This is a genomic window from Bradyrhizobium nitroreducens, from assembly GCF_002776695.1.
GTDB classification, from domain to species: domain Bacteria; phylum Pseudomonadota; class Alphaproteobacteria; order Rhizobiales; family Xanthobacteraceae; genus Bradyrhizobium; species Bradyrhizobium nitroreducens.
The window spans coordinates 1,904,730-1,923,181 of the sequence record NZ_LFJC01000003.1; the positions used below are offsets into that span (position 1 = coordinate 1,904,730).

At 64.8% G+C, this 18,452-nt stretch carries 18 protein-coding genes; 13 read left to right on the top strand and 5 right to left on the bottom strand.

Annotated features, from left to right (window positions below; all coding sequences use genetic code 11):
- Positions 1-168 precede the first annotated feature (168 nt).
- Complete coding sequence (locus TSA1_RS09495) at positions 169-324, top strand: Thivi_2564 family membrane protein (RefSeq protein ID WP_008546817.1); 156 nt, start codon at positions 169-171, stop codon at positions 322-324.
- An 87-nt stretch (positions 325-411) separates the two neighbouring features.
- Here the strand turns inward: TSA1_RS09495 and TSA1_RS09500 are convergent, their stop codons facing one another.
- From TSA1_RS09500 to cysD, 4 genes are all read right to left on the bottom strand, one after another.
- Positions 412-612: a CsbD family protein gene (locus TSA1_RS09500; protein ID WP_028178419.1), complete on the bottom strand. Its 201-nt coding sequence runs from the start codon at positions 610-612 to the stop codon at positions 412-414.
- Between the two features lie 129 nt (positions 613-741).
- Complete coding sequence (locus tag TSA1_RS09505; protein ID WP_100176120.1) at positions 742-2,907, bottom strand: malate synthase G; 2,166 nt, start codon at positions 2,905-2,907, stop codon at positions 742-744.
- A gap of 286 nt (positions 2,908-3,193) precedes the next feature.
- Positions 3,194-5,110, bottom strand: coding sequence for an adenylyl-sulfate kinase (cysC, locus tag TSA1_RS09510; RefSeq protein ID WP_100176121.1), 1,917 nt, complete (start codon positions 5,108-5,110; stop codon positions 3,194-3,196).
- Positions 5,111-5,130: 20 nt separating this feature from the next.
- The gene (gene cysD / locus TSA1_RS09515) at positions 5,131-5,925 is read right to left on the bottom strand and encodes a sulfate adenylyltransferase subunit CysD (protein ID WP_100181053.1); all 795 of its coding nucleotides are present in this window, start codon (positions 5,923-5,925) and stop codon (positions 5,131-5,133) included.
- Between the two features lie 244 nt (positions 5,926-6,169).
- Between cysD and cysG the strand changes: the two genes are divergently transcribed.
- From cysG to TSA1_RS09575, 12 genes are all read left to right on the top strand, one after another.
- On the top strand, positions 6,170-7,594 hold the full coding sequence (gene cysG, locus TSA1_RS09520; RefSeq protein ID WP_100176122.1) for a siroheme synthase CysG: 1,425 nt from the start codon (positions 6,170-6,172) through the stop codon (positions 7,592-7,594).
- Positions 7,591-7,908 (top strand): DUF2849 domain-containing protein, encoded by a 318-nt coding sequence (locus tag TSA1_RS09525; protein ID WP_100176123.1) that lies wholly within the window; start codon positions 7,591-7,593, stop codon positions 7,906-7,908. Before cysG ends, TSA1_RS09525 begins: the two co-directional genes overlap by 4 nt.
- A gap of 11 nt (positions 7,909-7,919) precedes the next feature.
- Positions 7,920-9,575, top strand: a complete 1,656-nt coding sequence (locus TSA1_RS09530) for a nitrite/sulfite reductase (RefSeq protein WP_100176124.1) — start codon at positions 7,920-7,922, stop codon at positions 9,573-9,575.
- Positions 9,562-10,077, top strand: coding sequence for a DUF934 domain-containing protein (locus TSA1_RS09535; protein WP_100176125.1), 516 nt, complete (start codon positions 9,562-9,564; stop codon positions 10,075-10,077). The genes TSA1_RS09530 and TSA1_RS09535 overlap by 14 nt, the downstream gene beginning before the upstream one ends.
- The gene (locus TSA1_RS09540) at positions 10,074-10,805 is read left to right on the top strand and encodes a phosphoadenylyl-sulfate reductase (protein ID WP_100176126.1); all 732 of its coding nucleotides are present in this window, start codon (positions 10,074-10,076) and stop codon (positions 10,803-10,805) included. The genes TSA1_RS09535 and TSA1_RS09540 overlap by 4 nt, the downstream gene beginning before the upstream one ends.
- Before the next feature lie 108 nt (positions 10,806-10,913).
- On the top strand, positions 10,914-11,927 hold the full coding sequence (locus TSA1_RS09545; RefSeq protein WP_100176127.1) for a sulfate ABC transporter substrate-binding protein: 1,014 nt from the start codon (positions 10,914-10,916) through the stop codon (positions 11,925-11,927).
- Positions 11,928-11,994: 67 nt separating this feature from the next.
- Positions 11,995-12,801 carry a sulfate ABC transporter permease subunit CysT gene (cysT, locus tag TSA1_RS09550; protein ID WP_174719293.1) on the top strand — a complete coding sequence of 269 codons (807 nt, stop codon included), beginning with the start codon at positions 11,995-11,997 and terminating at the stop codon, positions 12,799-12,801.
- Between the two features lie 9 nt (positions 12,802-12,810).
- A complete protein-coding gene (cysW, locus tag TSA1_RS09555; protein WP_100176129.1) occupies positions 12,811-13,722 on the top strand; it encodes a sulfate ABC transporter permease subunit CysW in 912 nt (303 codons plus the stop codon).
- Positions 13,712-14,746: a sulfate/molybdate ABC transporter ATP-binding protein gene (locus TSA1_RS09560; RefSeq protein WP_100181054.1), complete on the top strand. Its 1,035-nt coding sequence runs from the start codon at positions 13,712-13,714 to the stop codon at positions 14,744-14,746. Before cysW ends, TSA1_RS09560 begins: the two co-directional genes overlap by 11 nt.
- A gap of 178 nt (positions 14,747-14,924) precedes the next feature.
- Positions 14,925-15,425, top strand: a complete 501-nt coding sequence (locus TSA1_RS09565; protein ID WP_097659942.1) for a CAP domain-containing protein — start codon at positions 14,925-14,927, stop codon at positions 15,423-15,425.
- A 77-nt stretch (positions 15,426-15,502) separates the two neighbouring features.
- Positions 15,503-16,678 (top strand): DUF3734 domain-containing protein, encoded by a 1,176-nt coding sequence (locus TSA1_RS09570; RefSeq protein ID WP_100176130.1) that lies wholly within the window; start codon positions 15,503-15,505, stop codon positions 16,676-16,678.
- A 1-nt stretch (position 16,679) separates the two neighbouring features.
- Positions 16,680-17,468, top strand: coding sequence for a 3-hydroxybutyrate dehydrogenase (locus TSA1_RS09575; RefSeq protein WP_100176131.1), 789 nt, complete (start codon positions 16,680-16,682; stop codon positions 17,466-17,468).
- Positions 17,469-17,553: 85 nt separating this feature from the next.
- Here the strand turns inward: TSA1_RS09575 and TSA1_RS09580 are convergent, their stop codons facing one another.
- Entirely contained in the window at positions 17,554-18,378 is an 825-nt protein-coding gene (locus tag TSA1_RS09580; protein ID WP_100176132.1) for a sulfite exporter TauE/SafE family protein, read from the bottom strand.
- Positions 18,379-18,452: the final 74 nt, after the last annotated feature.

The following is an 18,452-nucleotide window of genomic DNA, read 5'->3' on the forward strand; positions in this document are numbered from 1 at the left end:
CACCCGCATGGTTTCTGCATCTGAGAGCAAAAGGGTAAAGTTTTAGGCGCCCGGCGGCCCTGTAGAAATACGGAATTACTAGAAGTTGCAACGGGTTGCCTGTGCGGAACCAGGGCGCGTGACAGGAGTTAGAGCAGGGATCGCAATTTTGCCTGAGGGGGTATCCCGATGCTGGTGGGCGTGCTCGTCACTTTTCTCGTCGTTATTCTCGTCCTCTATCTCATCAACATGTTGCCGATGGACGGCCGCGCCAAGCAGATCGCGCGCGTGATCGTCATCATCATCGGCATCGTGTCGTTGTTGAAATATCTCGCGGTGTTCTAGCGACGGTCACGTAGCCCGGATGAGCGAGCCGTCCGGGCTATCTGCAACAAAAAGCCCCGGCTTTCGCCGGGGCTTCGTTCGTGCCGCTCAGTGCAGCCCCTTGAGCCAGTCGTCGACGTCCTGACGAACCTGGTCCTTGGCCTTGCCGTAGCGTTCCTGGAGCCGGCCCTCGAGCTGCTCGCGGCGTCCCTCGATCAGTGTGAGGTCGTCGTCGGTGAGCTTGGCCCACTTCTCCTTCGCCGATCCCTTGAACTGCTTCCAGTTTCCTTCGATCCGATTCCAGTCCATGACCATCTCCCACGGGTTGATGGCCGGACAACGCGAGGCGCGCTCAGCCGTTCCGCGGCGCGCCGCGACGTTTCGTCAACAAAAAAGCCCCGGCTCGCGCCGGGGCTTTTGACATTGCCGTGACTTCCCTCAGCCGAGCGCCTTGGCCTCGCGGCGGCGGGCGGTGAGGATGTATTCGGTGTAGCCGTTCGGCTGCTCGCGGCCCTTGAAGATGAGATCGCAGGCGGCCTTGAAGGCGACGCCGTCGAAGGCCGGCGCCATCGGCTTGTAGATGGCATCGCCGGCATTCTGCTTGTCGACGACGACGGCCATGCGCTTCAGCGATTCCATCACCTGCGCTTCCGTGATCACGCCCTGATGCAGCCAGTTGGCGAGATGCTGGCTGGAGATGCGCAAGGTCGCGCGGTCTTCCATCAGGCCGACATCGTGGATGTCGGGCACCTTGGAGCAGCCGACGCCCTGGTCGATCCAGCGCACGACGTAGCCCAGAATGCCCTGGCAGTTGTTGTCGATCTCCTGCTTGACGTCGTCGGGCGCCCAGTTCGACTTCGACACCGGAATGGTGAGGATGTCTTCGAGCTTGGCGCGCGGTCCGCCCTTGGTCAGCTCCTGCTGGCGCGCGGTCACGTTGACCTGGTGATAGTGCAGCGCGTGCAGCGTCGCCGCGGTCGGCGAGGGAACCCAGGCGGTGGTGGCGCCGGCCTGCGGATGGCCGAGCTTCTGGGCAAGCATGTCCGCCATCTTGTCGGGCGCGGCCCACATGCCCTTGCCGATCTGGGCGTGGCCCGGAAGGCCACAGGTCAGGCCCATGTCGACGTTCCAGTCCTCATAGGCCTTGATCCAGGCCTGCGCCTTCATCTCGTTCTTGCGGATCATCGGGCCCGCTTCCATCGAGGTGTGGATCTCGTCGCCGGTACGGTCGAGGAAGCCGGTGTTGATGAACATGATGCGCATGGAGGCGCGCTGGATGCAGGCCTTGAGGTTGACGGTGGTGCGCCGCTCCTCGTCCATGATGCCGACCTTGAGCGTGTTCTCGGGCAGCGAGAGCATCTTCTCGACGCGGTCGAACAGCTCGCAGGTCAGCGACACCTCGTCCGGACCATGCATCTTCGGCTTGACGATATAGGCCGATCCGGTGCGGCTGTTCTTGACCTTCGAGTTGCCCTTGAGGTCGTGGATCGCCAGCAGGCCCGAGACCGCGGCGTCGAGCAGGCCCTCGGGGACCTCTTCGCCCTTCTCGTCCAGCACCGCGTCGGTGAACATGTGGTGACCGCAATTGCGCATCAAGAGCAGGCTGCGGCCGTGCAGCTTGAGCTCGCCCTTGCCGTCGGGGGTCTTGTAGGAGCGGTCGGCGTTGAGCGAGCGCGTCAGCGTCTTGCCGCCCTTCTCGAAGTCGGCCGACAGCGTGCCGTTCATCAGGCCGAGCGTGTTGCGGTAGACCAGCACCTTGTCTTCGGCATCGACCGCGGCGACCGAGTCCTCCATGTCGAGGATGGTGGAGACCGCGGACTCCATGATCATGTCGGCGACGCCGGCCGGATCGTCCTTGCCGATCGCGCTGCTGCGGTCGATCCTGACCTCGACATGCAGGCCGTTGTTGACGAGCAGCACTGCGCTCGGGGAAGCCGCATCGCCCTGGAAGCCCGCGAATTGCGCGGCGTTCTTCAGCGCGGTGGCATTGCCGCTCTTCAGTTTCACCGCGAGCTGGCCTGCGACGACGCTATAGGCGGTGACGTCGGTGTGGCTGCCGGTCGCCAGCGGCACGGCGGCATCGAGGAACGCCTTGGCCTTGGCGATCACCTTGTCGCCGCGCGCCTTGTTGTAGCCCTTGCCACTCTCGGACGGATCATGCGGGATTGCGTCGGTGCCGTAGAAGGCGTCATAGAGCGAGCCCCAGCGCGCGTTCGCCGCGTTCAGCGCATAGCGCGCGTTGGTGAGGGGCACGACGAGCTGCGGGCCGCAGATCTTGCCGATTTCCTCGTCCACATTCGCAGTCTCGACCTTCTGCGTCGCCGGCTCCGGCACGAGATAGCCGATCTCCTTCAGGAAGGCGGTATAGGCGTTGAGGTCGAACGCCTTACCCTTGTTGGCACGGTGCCAGTCGTCGATCTTGGCCTGCAGCGTGTCGCGCACGGCCAGCAGCGCGCGGTTCTTCGGCCCGAGGTCCTTGATGATGGCGGCAACCCCGGCCCAGAACGCGTCCGGCGTGATCCCCGTCTTCGGGGCCGCTTCCTTGGCGATGAAGTCAAACAGGACGGGGGCGATCTTCAATCCGTGGGCGTCGACGCGTTTCATGATGGGCTTTCTTGTTGGAAATGGCTGTTTTTGGCTGCTTTTGACCCGACAGCAGCAAAATGCGCCCATCGAGGGCGGCTTTCGGGGCCCTATTAGCCCCAAAATCGGGGCGGTGAGAAGACCCACATAAGTTGTCAAAATGTCAAGGAGGTGTCCGGCACACAGCCGTCATTCCCCGCGAAAGCGGGGAATCCAGTACGCCGCGGCTTCTCAATATCCCAACGCCGTCTCTGGAATACTGGGTCGCCCGGTCAAGCCGGGCGACGACAGCGGAGGGCGGGCGGCCTCAAATATTCGCGGCGAGGTCCACGACTTCGTCGAACAAGACGCCTGATGTCTTCAGCATGCGCTCGATCTCGTTGGCGGCCTCGGCGACCGTCCGCGTCGAGGTGTCGATCACGAGCTCGGCCGCCTGCGGCGCCTCGTAGTCGTTGCCGATGCCGGTGAACGAGGCCAAGGTGCCGGCACGGGCCTTCTTGTAGTGGCCCTTGGGATCACGCTCCTCGCACACTTCGGCAGGGGTTGCGACGTGGATCTCGCGGAAGGCGGTGTCGGCGATGCGGCGCGCGGTGGCGCGGTCTTCGCGGGAGGGCGAGACCGCGGCGACGATCGCGATGTGGCCGTTGCGCGCCAGATGCGTGGCGACTTCGGCGAGGCGGCGGATGTTCTCGCTGCGATCGGCGGCGGCGAAGCCGAGATCGCTGTTGAGGCCCGCGCGCAGCGTGTCGCCGTCGAGCAGGATCGGCGAGCCGCCATTGGTGAAGAGACGCCGCTCCAGCGCCTTGGCCAGCGTCGACTTGCCCGAAGCGGGCAGGCCGGTGAGCCAGACCACGGCGCCGTTGTGCTGATAGCGCGCGGAACGTTCGTCGGGACGCAGCGCGGATTCCACCGGCACGATGTCGACAGGCACGGCACGCTGGCCGGCATCGACCGACAGCACGAGGCCGCCGCCGGCGATACGCCCGGACACTTCGATCACGAGACGTCCAGTACGGGGGTTGTCGGTGTAGGGATCGGTGGCAATCGGATTCGAAAGCGAGATGTCGATCTCGCCGACATGGTTGCGGCCGATCGCCTTGTTCTCGCTGCTCGAGAGCTCGCCGGGATCGACCGCCTTCTCGATGGCGACGACGGTCGCGCGGCTTTCCTTCGGCCCGCAGCGCACCAGCAACTGGTCGCCCTTGGCGAGCGGCTTGTCGTGCAGCCAGAAGATGCGCGCGCGCAGCCGGCGCGTCTCGCGCGGCGCGGTGCCGGCATGGGCGACGATGTCACCGCGCTCGATGAACAATTCGCGGTCGAGCGTGATGCCGACCGAGCGTCCGGCTCCTTGCCGTCCCGCGACCGGCGTCACCGGCCAGCTCTCGACCGTCTTGATCTTGGCGATCTTGCCGGCCGGCATGATCACGATCTCGTCGCCGGCAGTGAGGCTGCCGGATTCGATGCGGCCCGCCACGATGCGGCGATCGTCGAACTTGTAGATCGCCTGCACCGGCAGGCGCAGCGCCAGAGATTCCAGCGGCCGCGCCGGTTCGAGGGCGTCGAGTGCCTCGACCACGGTCGGTCCCTTGTACCAGCCGATCCGATCGGTGTGCTCGGCGACGCCATCGCCATCGCGCGCCGAAATCGGAATGACCGCCGTGGGCGTCACGCCGAGGCCGTTGAGATGGGCGGAAATCTCGTCGCTGATCGCCTTGAAGCGCAGGTCCGAGAAATCGACGCGATCCATCTTGTTGACGACGACGGCAACCTGCTTCACGCCAAGCAGATGCAGCAGATAGCCGTGCCGCCTGGTCTGGTCACGCACGCCCTCGAGCGCGTCGATGATCAGCACCGCGCCGTCGGCCTGCGAAGCGCCGGTGATCATGTTGCGCAGGAATTCCGCGTGGCCCGGCGCGTCGATCAGGACGATGTCGCGCGAATTGGTACGGAAGCGGATCTGCGTGGTGTCGATGGTGATGCCCTGATCGCGCTCGGTCTGCAGCGCGTCGAGCAGGAACGACCATTCGAACGGCATGCCGCGCCGCGCGCTGACGGCCTTCAGCATTTCCAGCTTGCCGTCGGGCAGGCTGCCGGTCTCATGCAGGAGGCGGCCGACCAGCGTCGACTTGCCGTGGTCGACATGGCCGACGATGACGATGCGGACCTGCGGACGGGTGGTGCCGTTCGGCGTGGCGGGCGAGGTTGGGGTGACGATCATGTTCATGTCGCGCTCGCGTCGTTGAATCAGAGATAGCCGGCGACGCGAAGGCGCTCGAAGGCGTCCTCGGTCTCGTGGTCGAGCGCGCGACCGGCGCGCTCCGGCACCTTGGTCTGTTCGAGCTCGATCAGGATTTCGTCGATGGTCGACGCCGTCGAATTCACGGGATTGGTGATGTCCTGATCTCCCAGCGAACGGTAGCGCTTGCCGTCTTTCGACAGATAGAGCGGGATGATCGGGATGTTCTCGCGCTTGGTGTAGGCCCAGATGTCGGCCTCGGTCCAATGCAGGATCGGATGGATGCGCAAATGCGCGCCCTGCGGCGGCGAGGCGTTGAAATGATCCCAGAACTCCGGCGGCTGGTCGCGCACGTCCCAATTGCCCTCGAGACCGCGCGGCGAGAACACGCGCTCCTTGGCGCGCGTCGCCTCCTCGTCGCGGCGGATGCCGGCGATCAGGCCGTCGAAGCCATACTTGGCGAGCGCCATCTTGAGACCTTCGGTCTTGCGCGCGGCGGAGCGGGCGGCCGGCGGCAGCGTCGGATCGACGGCATCGATGGGCGGGCAGGGCTCGACGCGCAGATCGAGATCCCACTCCTTTCCGTAGTGGTCGCGGAAGCGATACATCTCCGGAAACTTCTTGCCGGTGTCGACATGGAGAGCCGGAAACGGCATGCGGCCGAAGAACGCCTTGCGCGCCAGCCAGATCATGACGTTGGAATCCTTGCCGAGCGACCACAGCAGGGCGATCTTCTTCAGGCGAGCGAAGGCCTCGCGGAAAATGTAGATGCTCTGCGCCTCGAGCTGGTCGAGATGGTCCATGCTCGGTGCAACATCGACAGAATATTCTTGCGAGCCCGCGCGTGCGAGCGGGGCTTTGCTGCTCATTCCGATAGCTGCGGAATCGTCCCTGAGAAGATGCATCTCTGCCACTTTGCGTTTGGAGGCGAAAATTCTATAGTCGCGGCGAGGAAGAGAAGAAAAAATTTCTCTTTGCGCGCTAGAAACGACACATATATAGAAAATAATTCCAGTCAACCCCGGATGTGGGGGAAGCGAGTATCGCATGCGGTTCTTGCCGGTGTTTCTTGATCTCAAGGCCGGTCCGGTGGTTCTCATCGGCGCGGGCGAGCTCTTGCGCGCAAAATTGCGCGTGCTCGCCGCTGCCGGAGCGCGCATCCGTGTGCATGCGATCGACGGCAATCAGGATTTCAATCCCGGCGCGGACGCCGCCGCTCGTATCGAAATCGCGACAAGCGATCCGCTGACCGCCGATCTCGCAGGCGTCATCGCCATCGTCTGCGCGGGCGCGGGTGATCTCGGCGTTGCCATGTCGGCGCGCGTCAAGTCGCTCGGCCTTCCCGTCAACGTCATGGACGATCTCGAACATTCCAGCTTCATCTTCCCGGCGATCGTCGATCGCGGCGATGTCGTGGTCGCGGTCGGCACCGGCGGCTCCTCGCCGGTGGTGGCGCGGCGCGTGCGCGAGAAGATCGAGGCGCTGCTGCCTGCGCGCATCGGCGAACTCGCCGAGTTCATCGGCGGCTTCCGCAAATCCATCAACGAGCGCATCGCCGAGTTTCCGCTGCGCCGCCGTTTCTGGGAGCGCGTGATCGACGGTCCGATCGGCGCATCCGTGCTCGCCGGCCGCAAGAGCGAGGCGGGCGCTGCGCTCGAGGCGATTGCCGATCCCTCGGCATTCGCGCGCGCGGACAAGCCGGAAGGCTCGGTCGCGCTGGTCGGCGCCGGTCCGGGCGATCCCGATCTCCTCACCATCAAGGCGCTGCGCGCGCTGCAGGATGCCGACATCGTCTTCCACGACGAGCTGGTCTCGCCCGAGATTCTCGACCGCATCCGCCGCGACACCACGCGCGTTGCCGTCGGCCGCCGCATCGGCAAGCCCGGCATCGGCCAGGACGCCATCAACCAGCGCATGATCGAAGCCGCTCAGGCCGGCCAGCGCGTCGTGCGGTTGAAAGGCGGCGATCCCTTCGTGTTCGGCCGCGGCGGCGAAGAGGTCGAAGCGCTGCGCGCCGCAGGCGTCGCCTATTCGATCATTCCCGGCATCACCGCGGGACTCGGCGGCGCCGCCGATTTCGAAGTGCCGCTGACCTACCGCCACGAAGCGACCCGCATCACCTTCCTCACCGCGCACAAGGCGCGAGACGCGGAAGCCGTGGACTGGTCGACGCTGACCGACACGCGGATGACCATCGTCGTCTACATGGGCGTGTCCGCTGCACCTGCCGTGCGTGCGGGCCTGCTCGCCGCCGGCCGCTCGCCGGAGACGCCGGTCGGCGTGTTCGCCCGCGTCACGCGCCCCGACGCGCAAGGCGCGATCGGCACGCTGGGCAATCTGCCCGAGCTCGCGCAGCGGACCGACGGCGGTCCCGCCATTCTCATCATCGGCGAGGTGATCCGGCATGCCGGTTCGCTTCGCCGCCAGACACCCACCCAAATCATCTCTGACCTATTGGATGCAGCCGAATGACCTCCCCGCTCGAACAGAAGAAGATCAAGATCGCCGGCCCCTCGATCGTGACTGCCAACCGGACCTGGGACGGCATCGTCGTCTATCGCACCGCCACCAAGAGCTGGTCTGCGGACCTGTCGGAGGCCGCGATCGTACGCAATTCCGACGAAGCCAAGGCGTTGCTTGCGGAGTCCGTCGCCGATGACGTCGGCGCGATCGGACCCTATATCGCCCCGGTGCAGGTCGGCGCGGACGGCAAGATCGAGCCCGGCAATCTGCGCGAACAGATCCGCCGTACCGGTGTCACCATCGGACAGTCGGCCCAGGTGTAAGGCATTCTCTGATGTACGCTTACGACGAAATCGACCGCACGCTCGTCAACGAGCGCGTCTCGGAGTTCCGCGACCAGGTGAAGCGACGCCTTTCCGGCGAGCTCACCGAGGACGAGTTCAAGATCCTGCGTCTGCAGAACGGCGTCTATCTGCAGCTGCACGCCTACATGTTCCGCGTCGCCATCCCCTACGGCACGCTGGCGACGAACCAGTTGCGGGCACTGGCCCATGTCGCGCGAAAGTACGATCGCGGCTACGGACATTTCACCACGCGGCAGAACATCCAGTTCAACTGGATCAAGCTCGCCGAGCTGCCGGACGCGCTGGAGGATCTCGCCAAGGTCGGCATCCATGCGATGCAGACCTCCGGCAACAACATGCGCAACGTCACCTCGGACCAGTGGGCCGGCGTCGCGCCGGGCGAGATCGAGGATCCCCGCATCTGGTCGGAGTTGATCCGCCAGCACACCACGCTGCACCCGGAATTCTCGTTCCTGCCGCGCAAGTTCAAGATCGCGATCACCGCTTCGGATCACGACCGCGCCGCGATCAAGATCCACGACATCGGCCTCCGCCTGATCAAGAACGAGAAGGGCGAGACCGGCTTCGAGGTGCTGGTCGGCGGTGGGCTCGGCCGCACGCCGTTCATCGCCAAGACCATCAAGCACTTCGTGCACGGCCGCGACATCCTCAGCTACATCGAGGCGATCCTGCGCGTCTACAACCAGTACGGCCGCCGCGACAACATCTACAAGGCGCGCATCAAGATCCTGGTGCATGAGCTCGGCATCGAGAAATTCTCGCGCGAGGTCGAGGCGGAGTGGCAGCACATCCGCAACTCTTCGCTCCAGATCGACGACGAGGTGATCGAGGACATCCGCTCGCGCTTCACCTATCCGGCTTACGAGAAGCTGCCGCACATGCCCGACGAGCTGCGGCAGGCCGCGGCCGATCCCGATTTCGAGGCATGGCGCAAGAACTCGGTGGCTCCGCACAAGGTGCCGGGCTACTCCATCGTCACGATCTCGCTGAAGCCGACCGGCGGGCCCCCGGGCGATGCCACCGCCGAGCAGATGGATGCGCTCGCCGATCTCGCCGACAAATTTTCCTTCGGCGAGATACGTGTCGGCCACGAGCAGAATTTGGCGCTGCCGCACGTCGCCAAGCGCGATCTGCCGGCGCTGTGGAAGGCGCTCGACAAGCTCGGGCTCGCGACGCCGAACGTCAACCTGATCACCGACATCATCGCCTGCCCGGGTCTCGACTATTGCTCGCTGGCGAATGCGCGCTCGATCCCGATCGCGCAGGAGCTGACGCGGCGCTTTGCCAATCACGAGCTCGCCAATTTGATCGGCCGGCTGCACATCAACATCTCCGGCTGCATCAACGCCTGCGGCCATCACCATGTCGGCCATATCGGCATTCTCGGCGTCGAGAAGAACGGCGAGGAGGTCTACCAGATCACCATCGGCGGCCGCGCCGACGAGAACGCCGCGCTCGGCACCCTGATCGGGCCGGGCGTCAAGTTCGACGAGGTCGCCGACGTCATCGAGGACATCGTGGAAGCCTATCTGGCGCTGCGCGAGCGGCCCGAAGAGCTGTTCATGGACACCGTGAAGCGTCTCGGCGTCGAACCCTTCAAGGAGCGCGTCTATGCCACTCGTTAAAGGCGGAAAGATCACCGACGACAGCTTCGCCAAGCTGGCCGTCGACACGCCGCTGCCCGAGGGCGGCGACATCCTGGTGCCGGCCGAGCGCTTCATCGGCGAAGCCGATGCGCTGCTCAATCGTTCGGGCAAGGTCGGCGTGATCTGGCCCAACAGCCGCGACATCTCCGAGCTCGTGCCTTATCTCGGCAGGATCGCCGCCGTCGCACTGGTGTTCCCGACCTTCCGCGACGGGCGCGCCTACAGCCAGGCCCGCCTGCTGCGCGAGCGTTACAATTACCGCGGCGAATTGCGCGCCACCGGACAGATCCTGCGTGATCAGTTCGTGTTCATGCTGCGTGCCGGCTTCGATTCCTTCGAGGTCAAGAAGCAGGCCGACGCGGAAGCCTTCATGCAGACCGCCAAGCGCTATTCGGTGTTCTACCAGCCGACTGGCGACGGCCGCATCACGGCCCTGCACCGGCGCATGCAGCTGCGTCACTCCGAGGGTGTCGGCACGTGAACGTCATTGCGTCCCAGCTTACGCCGGTATCTGCTTCTGCACTGCCTTCGGCGAAGGAGCTCGATCGGAGCTTGCGCGATGCCTCGCCCGCCGAGATCGTCGCTGCGGCGCTGAAGACGGTCGGGCGCGAGAAGTTGGCGCTGGTGTCGTCCTTCGGCACGGAATCGGCGACGTTGCTGAAGGTGATGGCGGACGTCGACCCGGCGATCCCCGTGATCTTCCTCGATACCGGATGGCTGTTCGAGGAGACGCTGGCCTACCGCGATACTTTGATCGCGACACTCGGCCTGAAGGACGTTCGCTCGATCAAGCCGGCCGAGGAAGCCTTGTCGCGCGAAGATCCCGACCGCGAGCTCTGGTTCACCGATCCCGACGCCTGCTGCCGCATCCGCAAGGTGGAACCGCTGGCGCGTGCGCTCGAGCCGTTCTCGGCCTGGCTGAACGGCCGCAAGCGCTTCCAGGGCAACGCGCGTGCCGACATTGCCGTCGTCGAGGACGACGGTGCGCGATTGAAGTTCAATCCCTTCGCCAACGTCTCGCGCGAGGAACTCGAGGCGATCTTCGTCCGCGCCAAATTGCCGCGTCACCCCTTGGTCGCCTCCGGATTCCGGTCGGTCGGGTGTATGCCTTGCACGAGCAGAACGGCCGACGACGAGGATGAGCGCGCCGGTCGCTGGCGCGGCCGGGCCAAGACAGAATGCGGCATCCACACGATGAAGACTTCGTAGTACAGCCGCACTGCGAGTTCGCGAACAAGAAAATCCGGTTTCGTTGACTTGAGCACGTTTCGCCGCGAGTTTCGCCTGCCTTCGCTGACACCGATGTCAGTGAAGTGAATGGAGATGGACATGATGCGCCGTATCGTTCCGCTCGCTGCAGGATTGCTCGCAACGGGTTTTTTGGCAAGCGCGGCTCTCGCTGCTGACATCAATCTGCTGAACGTGTCGTATGATCCGACACGCGAGCTTTATGCCGAATTCAACAAGGCGTTCGCGAGCGCCTATCAGAAGGAAACCGGCAAGAGCGTCGAGATCAAGCAATCGCATGGCGGTAGCGGGTCGCAGGCGCGCGCGGTGATCGACGGCTTGCAGGCCGATGTGGTGACGCTCGCGCTCGCCTACGACATCGACGCGATCGCGAACAAGGGCCTCACGGCGACGGATTGGCAGAAGCGGTTGCCGCAGAACGCGTCGCCCTACACCTCCACCATCGTGTTCCTGGTGCGCAAGGGCAATCCCAAGGCGATCAAGGACTGGGACGATCTGATCAAGCCGGGCGTCGCCGTGATCACGCCGAACCCGAAGACGTCGGGCGGCGCGCGCTGGAATTATCTTGCCGCCTGGGGCTTCGCGCAGAAGAAATACGGCTCGGCCGACAAGGCCAAGCAATTCATCGGAAAACTTTACCAGCAGGTGCCGGTGCTCGATACCGGCGCACGCGGCGCGACCGTGACCTTCGTCGAGCGCGGCGTGGGCGACGTGCTGCTCGCTTGGGAAAATGAGGCGTTCCTCGCGCTGAAGGAGTTCGGCGCGAACAGGTTCGAGGTCGTGGCGCCGCCGCAATCCATCCTCGCCGAGCCGCCGGTCGCGATCGTCGACAAGGTTGCCGACAAAAAGGGCACTCGCAACGCCGCCGATGCCTACCTCCAGTACTGGTACACCAAGGAGGGGCAGGAGATCGCCGCACGCAACTTCTACCGACCGCGCGATGCCGAAATCGCGAAAAAATACGAAAATTCCTTCGCCAAGGTCGAACTATTTACGATCGACGACGTTTTCGGTGGTTGGACCAGGGCGCAGAAGGAACATTTCGCCGACGGCGGCATCTTTGACCAGATCTACAAGAACTGATCTGGCGCTGTCTTAAGGGGCTTTAGCAGGGGGCCTGGTGAGCGCAGTCACAGCACGACACCGGACATTGCCGGGCTTCGGTCTCACGATGGGACTGACGCTGTCCTGGCTGTCCGTCATCATCCTCATTCCGCTCGCCGGGCTGTTCCTGAAGTCGCTCGAGCTCAGTCCCGAGCAGTTCTGGAACATCCTCTCCAGCCGCCGCACCCTGAACGCCTTGCGTGTCTCCTTCGGCCTCGCCTTCGCGGCGGCCTGCGTCAATCTCGTCATGGGCAGCATCATCGTCTGGGCGCTGGTGCGCTACCGCTTTCCCGGCCGCCGGCTGTTCGACGCCATCGTCGACGTGCCCTTCGCCCTGCCGACGGCGGTCGCGGGCGTCGCGCTGACCGCGCTGTTCGCCGAGAAGGGCTGGCTGGGGGCGCCGCTTGCGGCGCTCGGCATCAAGGTGGCGTTCACGCCGGTCGGCATCTTCGTCGCCATGATCTTCATCGGTATTCCGTTCGTGGTGCGCACGGTGCAGCCCGTGCTGCAGGATCTCGACCCTGAAATCGAGGAAGCGGCGGGCAGCCTCGGCGCCAGCCGCTGGCAGACCATCATCCGCGTGATCCTGCCCTCGTTGGCGCCGGCGCTGCTCACCGGGCTCGCGCTCGCCTTCGCCCGCGCGGTCGGCGAATACGGCTCGGTGATTTTCATCGCCGGCAATCTGCCCAACGTCTCCGAGATTGCCCCGCTTCTGATCGTGATCCGCCTCTCCGAGTTCCGCTACGCCGATGCGACCGCCATCGCGGTGGTCATGCTCGTCGTGTCCTTCGTCATCATCTTCGCCGTCAACCGGCTCCAGCGCTGGGCGCAGAGCCGGATCCCGGCGCGCTGAGGGCGGACCATGACGATGCAGATTGTCCATTCAGGCCCGGTCACCTCGTCCGACGAGACGGTCCGGGCGCGAGAAGCGCTCGCGCGGGACAATCTCCGCACCGAGCCGAAGGCCGTGCGCATCGCCATCATCACGATCGCGATCGCGTTTCTCACAATCTTCGTCGTGCTGCCGCTGGTCGTGGTGTTCGCGCATGCCTTCTCGAAAGGGATCGCCGCCTATTTCGCCGCGCTCGCCGAGCCCGAGGCGCTGGCTGCGATCAGGCTGACGCTGCTGGTCGCCGCGATCTCGGTCGGCCTCAACCTCGTGTTCGGCCTCGTCGCCGCCTGGGCGATCGCCAAGTTCGACTTCCCCGGCAAGACCTTCCTGATCACGCTGATCGATCTGCCGTTCTCGGTGAGCCCGGTAATCTCCGGCCTCGTCTTCGTGCTGCTGTTCGGCGCGCAGGGCTATTTCGGCGGCTGGCTGCGCGACCACGACATCCAGATCCTGTTCGCGGTGCCCGGCATCGCGCTCGCCACCACCTTCGTGACCTTCCCCTTCGTGGCGCGCGCGCTGATCCCCTTGATGCAGGAGCAGGGCACCCAGGAGGAGGAGGCCGCGATCTCGCTCGGCGCCTCGGGTCTTCAAACCTTCTTCCGCGTCACGCTGCCCAACATCAAATGGGGCGTGCTCTACGGCGTCCTGCTCTGCAACGCGCGGGCGATGGGCGAGTTCGGCGCGGTCTCCGTCGTCTCCGGCCACATCCGCGGCGAGACCAACACGATGCCGCTCCTGGTCGAGATCCTCTACAACGAATACCAGTTCGTCGCCGCCTTCGCGATCGCCTCGCTGCTGGCGATGCTGGCGCTGATCACGTTGATCGCCAAGACCGTTCTTGAACGTCACCTGGATGAGGGACAAGACGCAAGTGACCATTGAAGTCAAAGATCTCGTCAAGACGTTCGGCAGCTTCAAAGCCCTCGACGGCGTCGACCTCAAGGTCGACAGCGGCGAGCTCGTGGCACTGCTCGGACCATCCGGGTCGGGAAAGACCACGCTGCTGCGGATCGTCGCCGGCCTCGACTGGCCCGACGCCGGCGAAGTGCTCATCAACGGTGAGGACGCGCTGGCGCAGGGCGCGCGCGAGCGGCATGTCGGCTTCGTGTTCCAGCACTACGCGCTGTTCCGCCACATGAGCGTGTTCGAGAACGTCGCCTTCGGCCTGCGCGTGCAGCCGCGCGCAATCCGCAAGGACGAGGCGGCCATCCGCGCGCGCGTCAAGGAGCTGCTCGATCTCGTGCAGCTCGACTGGCTTTCCGACCGCTATCCGAGCCAGCTCTCCGGCGGTCAGCGCCAGCGCATCGCGCTCGCCCGCGCGCTCGCGATCGAGCCGCGCATCCTGCTGCTCGACGAGCCGTTCGGCGCACTCGATGCCAAGGTCCGGAAAGAGCTGCGCCGATGGCTGCGCTCGCTGCATCACGAGATCAACGTGACCTCGATCTTCGTCACCCACGACCAGGAGGAGGCGCTCGAAGTCGCCAACCGCGTCGTGGTGATGGACAAGGGTCGGATCGAGCAGGTCGGCTCCCCCGACGACGTCTACGAGAGCCCGGCAAGCGCGTTCGTTCACGGCTTCATCGGCGAATCCATCGAATTGCCGGTTCAGGTCGAAGGGGGCGTGGTCAGGCTCGGCGACCGGCCGCTCGCGCTTGCGGCAGGCGGGGCTGCGCCTGGTGCGTCAAAGCTGTTCGTGCGGCGACATGATATGCTGGTCGGCCCGCCCGGCAGCGGCGCCTTCGAGGGCGCCGTGCAGCACGTCCGCAATTTCGGTCCCGTGCAGCGGGCCGAGATCGTCCTGTCAGGCGGCAAGACCATCGAGATCGACGCTCCCCGTGACAAGGAACTGCGCGTCGGCGAGACCGTCGGCCTCGAACCGCGCCGTTACCGGATATTTGCGGGGTAGGTCCCCGTCATTCCGGGGCGCGCGTCAGCGCGAACCCGGAATCCCGAGGTTATTGAGCGAGATTCCGGGTTCAGCGCTCCGCGCTGCCCCGGAACGACTTGCGTCGATTTTCTTCAAAATTCACCTTTCAGCCATTGTTGATATGCAACAACGGCCCCTCATTCGGGGGCCTCCAAACATGCGCGCTGCGGCCGCAATTCTCGTTACTTTGCTGCTTGCCGGCTGCGCCGGCAACGAAGCGCCGGTCCAGCAGCCGTCGATGTATACCGACATGGCCGCCCCGGGCTCCAAGCTCGATGCGCAGGCGGCCGCGATCATGATCTCGCAATACCGCCAGAACAACATGCTCGGCACCGTCGTGGTCGACCCCGATCTCATGCGGCTCGCCGAATCCCAGTCCAATGCCATGGCGGCGGCCAACAAGATGGACCATGACGTCCGCGCGCCCCTGGCCAAGCGCCTTGCCGCCGGCGGCTATCCGGCGACCGTGGCGGTCGAGAACATCTCGGCCGGCTATCATACGCTGGCGGAAGCGTTTTCCGGCTGGCGCGACTCGCCCCCGCACCGCGCCAACATGCTCAAGAGCGGTGTCACAAAATTGGGCATCGCGGCGAGCTATGCTCCTGGCACCAAATACAAGGTGTTCTGGACCATGATCCTGGCCTCGACGGAGCGATAAGCCAGACTTGATCCCGGCATGCATTGACGCTGCGGCGGAGGGTCGCCACGGTGATGCGCCATTGCTATTGTTCCCCCATGACCGATCGTAGTCCGGAAACCGCCAGCATCCCCGCGAATGCGCAACGCGTCCTGGTCCTGCAGGGCGGCGGTGCGCTCGGCTCCTATCAGGCCGGCGCCTATCAGGCGCTGTGCGGCCACGGCTTCGAGCCGGAATGGGTCGCCGGCATCTCGATCGGCGCAGTCAACGCCGCCATCATCGCCGGCAACGAGGGGCAGACCCGGGTCAAGCGGCTGAAAGAATTCTGGGAGATGGTGTCGGCGCCGGTGCCATGGAAACCGATCGGCAAAAGCGACCACAGCCGTGAACTGTTCAACTCGACCAGTGCCGCGCTGATCGCCACCTTCGGTGTGCCCGGCTTCTTCGTCCCGCGCGTCCCGCCGGCGCCGCTGTGGCCGCCGGGGCATCCCGAAGCCGAGAGCTATTACGACACCGCACCGCTGAAGAAGACGCTGGAGCGTCTGGTCGATTTCGACCGCATCAACGACCTGAAGACCCGCCTGTCGGTCGGCGCGGTCGGCGTCACCTCGGGCAACTTCAAATATTTCGACAATTACGAGTTCAAGAAGCTCGGCAAGAAAATCGGCCCCGAGCACGTCATGGCCTCCGGCGCGCTGCCGCCCGGCTTTCCCTCGGTGATGATCGACGGCGAGCATTATTGGGACGGCGGCATCGCCTCCAACACCCCGCTCGATTACGTGCTCGATGCCGAGGTCGATCGCGACATGCTGATCTTCCAGGTCGATCTGTTCAGTGCCCGCGGCGACCTGCCGAATTCGCTGCTGGAGGCCACCGAGCGCGAGAAGGATATCCGCTTCTCCAGCCGCACGCGGATGAACACCGACAAGAACAAGCAGCTGCACAACGCCCGCAGGGCGGTGCGCGACCTGATTTCCAAACTGCCCGATTATCTGAAGAACGACCCTTCCGTCGAATTCCTCGCGAAGGTATCGCGTGAAAGCACCGTCACCGTGGTGCATCTGATCTACCGCAGCAAGAACTACGAATCCTCGTCCAAGGATTACGACTTCTCGCACGTCGCCATGGTCGAGCATTGGGAGGCCGGCGTGAAGGACGTGCATCTGTCGATGCGCCACAAGGACTGGCTCGAGCGGCCGCAGTCCGGCGAGACCATGGTGACCTACGATCTCACGGGGGACGTCGTCGCGCCCCCGGCAAACAGGAGCGAATAGAATGGGTAGTCTGTCAGGCAAGAACGCCGTCGTGACCGGGTCCACCAGCGGCATCGGGCTCGCCTATGCGCGTGCGTTCGCCGGCGCCGGCGCAAACGTCGTCATCAACGGCTTCGGCTCGCCGGACGACATCGAGAAGGAGCGCGCCAAGATCGAACAGGACTTCAAGGTGAAAGCGATCTATTCGCCCGCCGACATGACCAAGCCCGCCGAGATCGCCGGCATGATCGCGCTGGGCGAGACGACGTTTGGCTCGGTCGACATCCTCGTCAACAATGCCGGCATCCAGTTCGTCTCGCCGGTCGAGGAGTTTCCGATCGAGAAGTGGGACCAGATCATCGCGATCAACCTGTCCTCCGCCTTCCACGGCATCCGCGCCGCCGTGCCCGGCATGAAGAAGAAGGGTTGGGGCCGCATCATCAACACGGCGTCTGCGCACTCGCTGGTCGCCTCGCCCTTCAAGTCGGCCTACGTTTCGGCCAAGCACGGCATCGCCGGTCTCACCAAGACCGTGGCGCTGGAGGTCGCGACCCACAAGATCACCTGCAACTGCATCAGCCCCGGCTATGTCTGGACGCCGCTGGTGGAGAAGCAGATCCCCGACACCATGAAGGCGCGCAATCTGACGCGCGAGCAGGTCATCAACGACGTGCTGCTCGATGCGCAGCCGACCAAGGAGTTTGTGACATCGGAGCAGGTCGCGGCCCTCGCGCTCTTCCTGTGCGGCGACGATGCGGCCCAGATCACCGGCACCAACCTGTCGATCGACGGCGGCTGGACGGCGGAGTAGGGGCCGGGGACGAGGTGCCGTAGGGTGGGTTACGCCTTCGGCTAACCCACCCTGGGAAAGCGAGACCAAGGCGGCAGCTTTCCGTTCAATGCGTCCAGGCCAACGCCGTCACGAACGCCGACGACAGTTTCAGCTCCGCAAACATGATCTTGCCGGCGACCACGAACAGCACGCTGGCAAGCGTCAGCCGCAACACCGTCTCGGGGACGCGGGTCGCGCTGTAGCTGCCGACGATGATGCCGGGGAGCGAACCCATCAGCAGCACGCCCATCAGCGCCCAGTCGACGTCGCCGAGCGCCCAGTGCCCGATGCCGGCGACCAGCGTCAGTGGGACCGCGTGGGCGATATCGGAGCCGACAATGGTCACCATCGGCAGACGCGGATAGAGCAGCAGCAGCACGGTGACGCCGACCGCACCGGCGCCGACCGACGAGATCGACACCAGCACGCCGAGCACGATCCCGGTGATCACGGTTGCAATCGCGGTGGTGCGGTCGTCGACACGCTCCAGCCTGCCGCGGTAACGCTCCATGATCGACTTGCGGAAGATCAGCGAGGTCGCGGTCAGCAACAGCGCGAAGCACAGCACCAGATTGACCAGGCTGCGCTCGGAATCGCTCTTGAGGTCGAGCTTCCACAGCACCAGCAGAGTCACTGCGCTCGCGGGAATGCTGCCGCAGGCCAGCCGCAGCACCGCCGGCCAGTGCACGCTGCGCGACCAGCCATGCACCAGGCTGCCGCCGGTCTTGGTGGCGGCGGCATAGAGCAGGTCGGTTCCGACCGCGGTCGAGGGATGCACGCCGAACAGCAGGATCAGGAGCGGCGTCATCAACGAGCCGCCGCCCACGCCGGTCATTCCGACAAGCAGGCCGACGCCAAATCCGGAGGCGACGTAGAGTGGATCAAACATGTCGAGGGAATCTTAGGTTGATCTCGGCGGTTAGGCAATACGACGTAGAATACAGTTCCCCTAATGCGCAACCA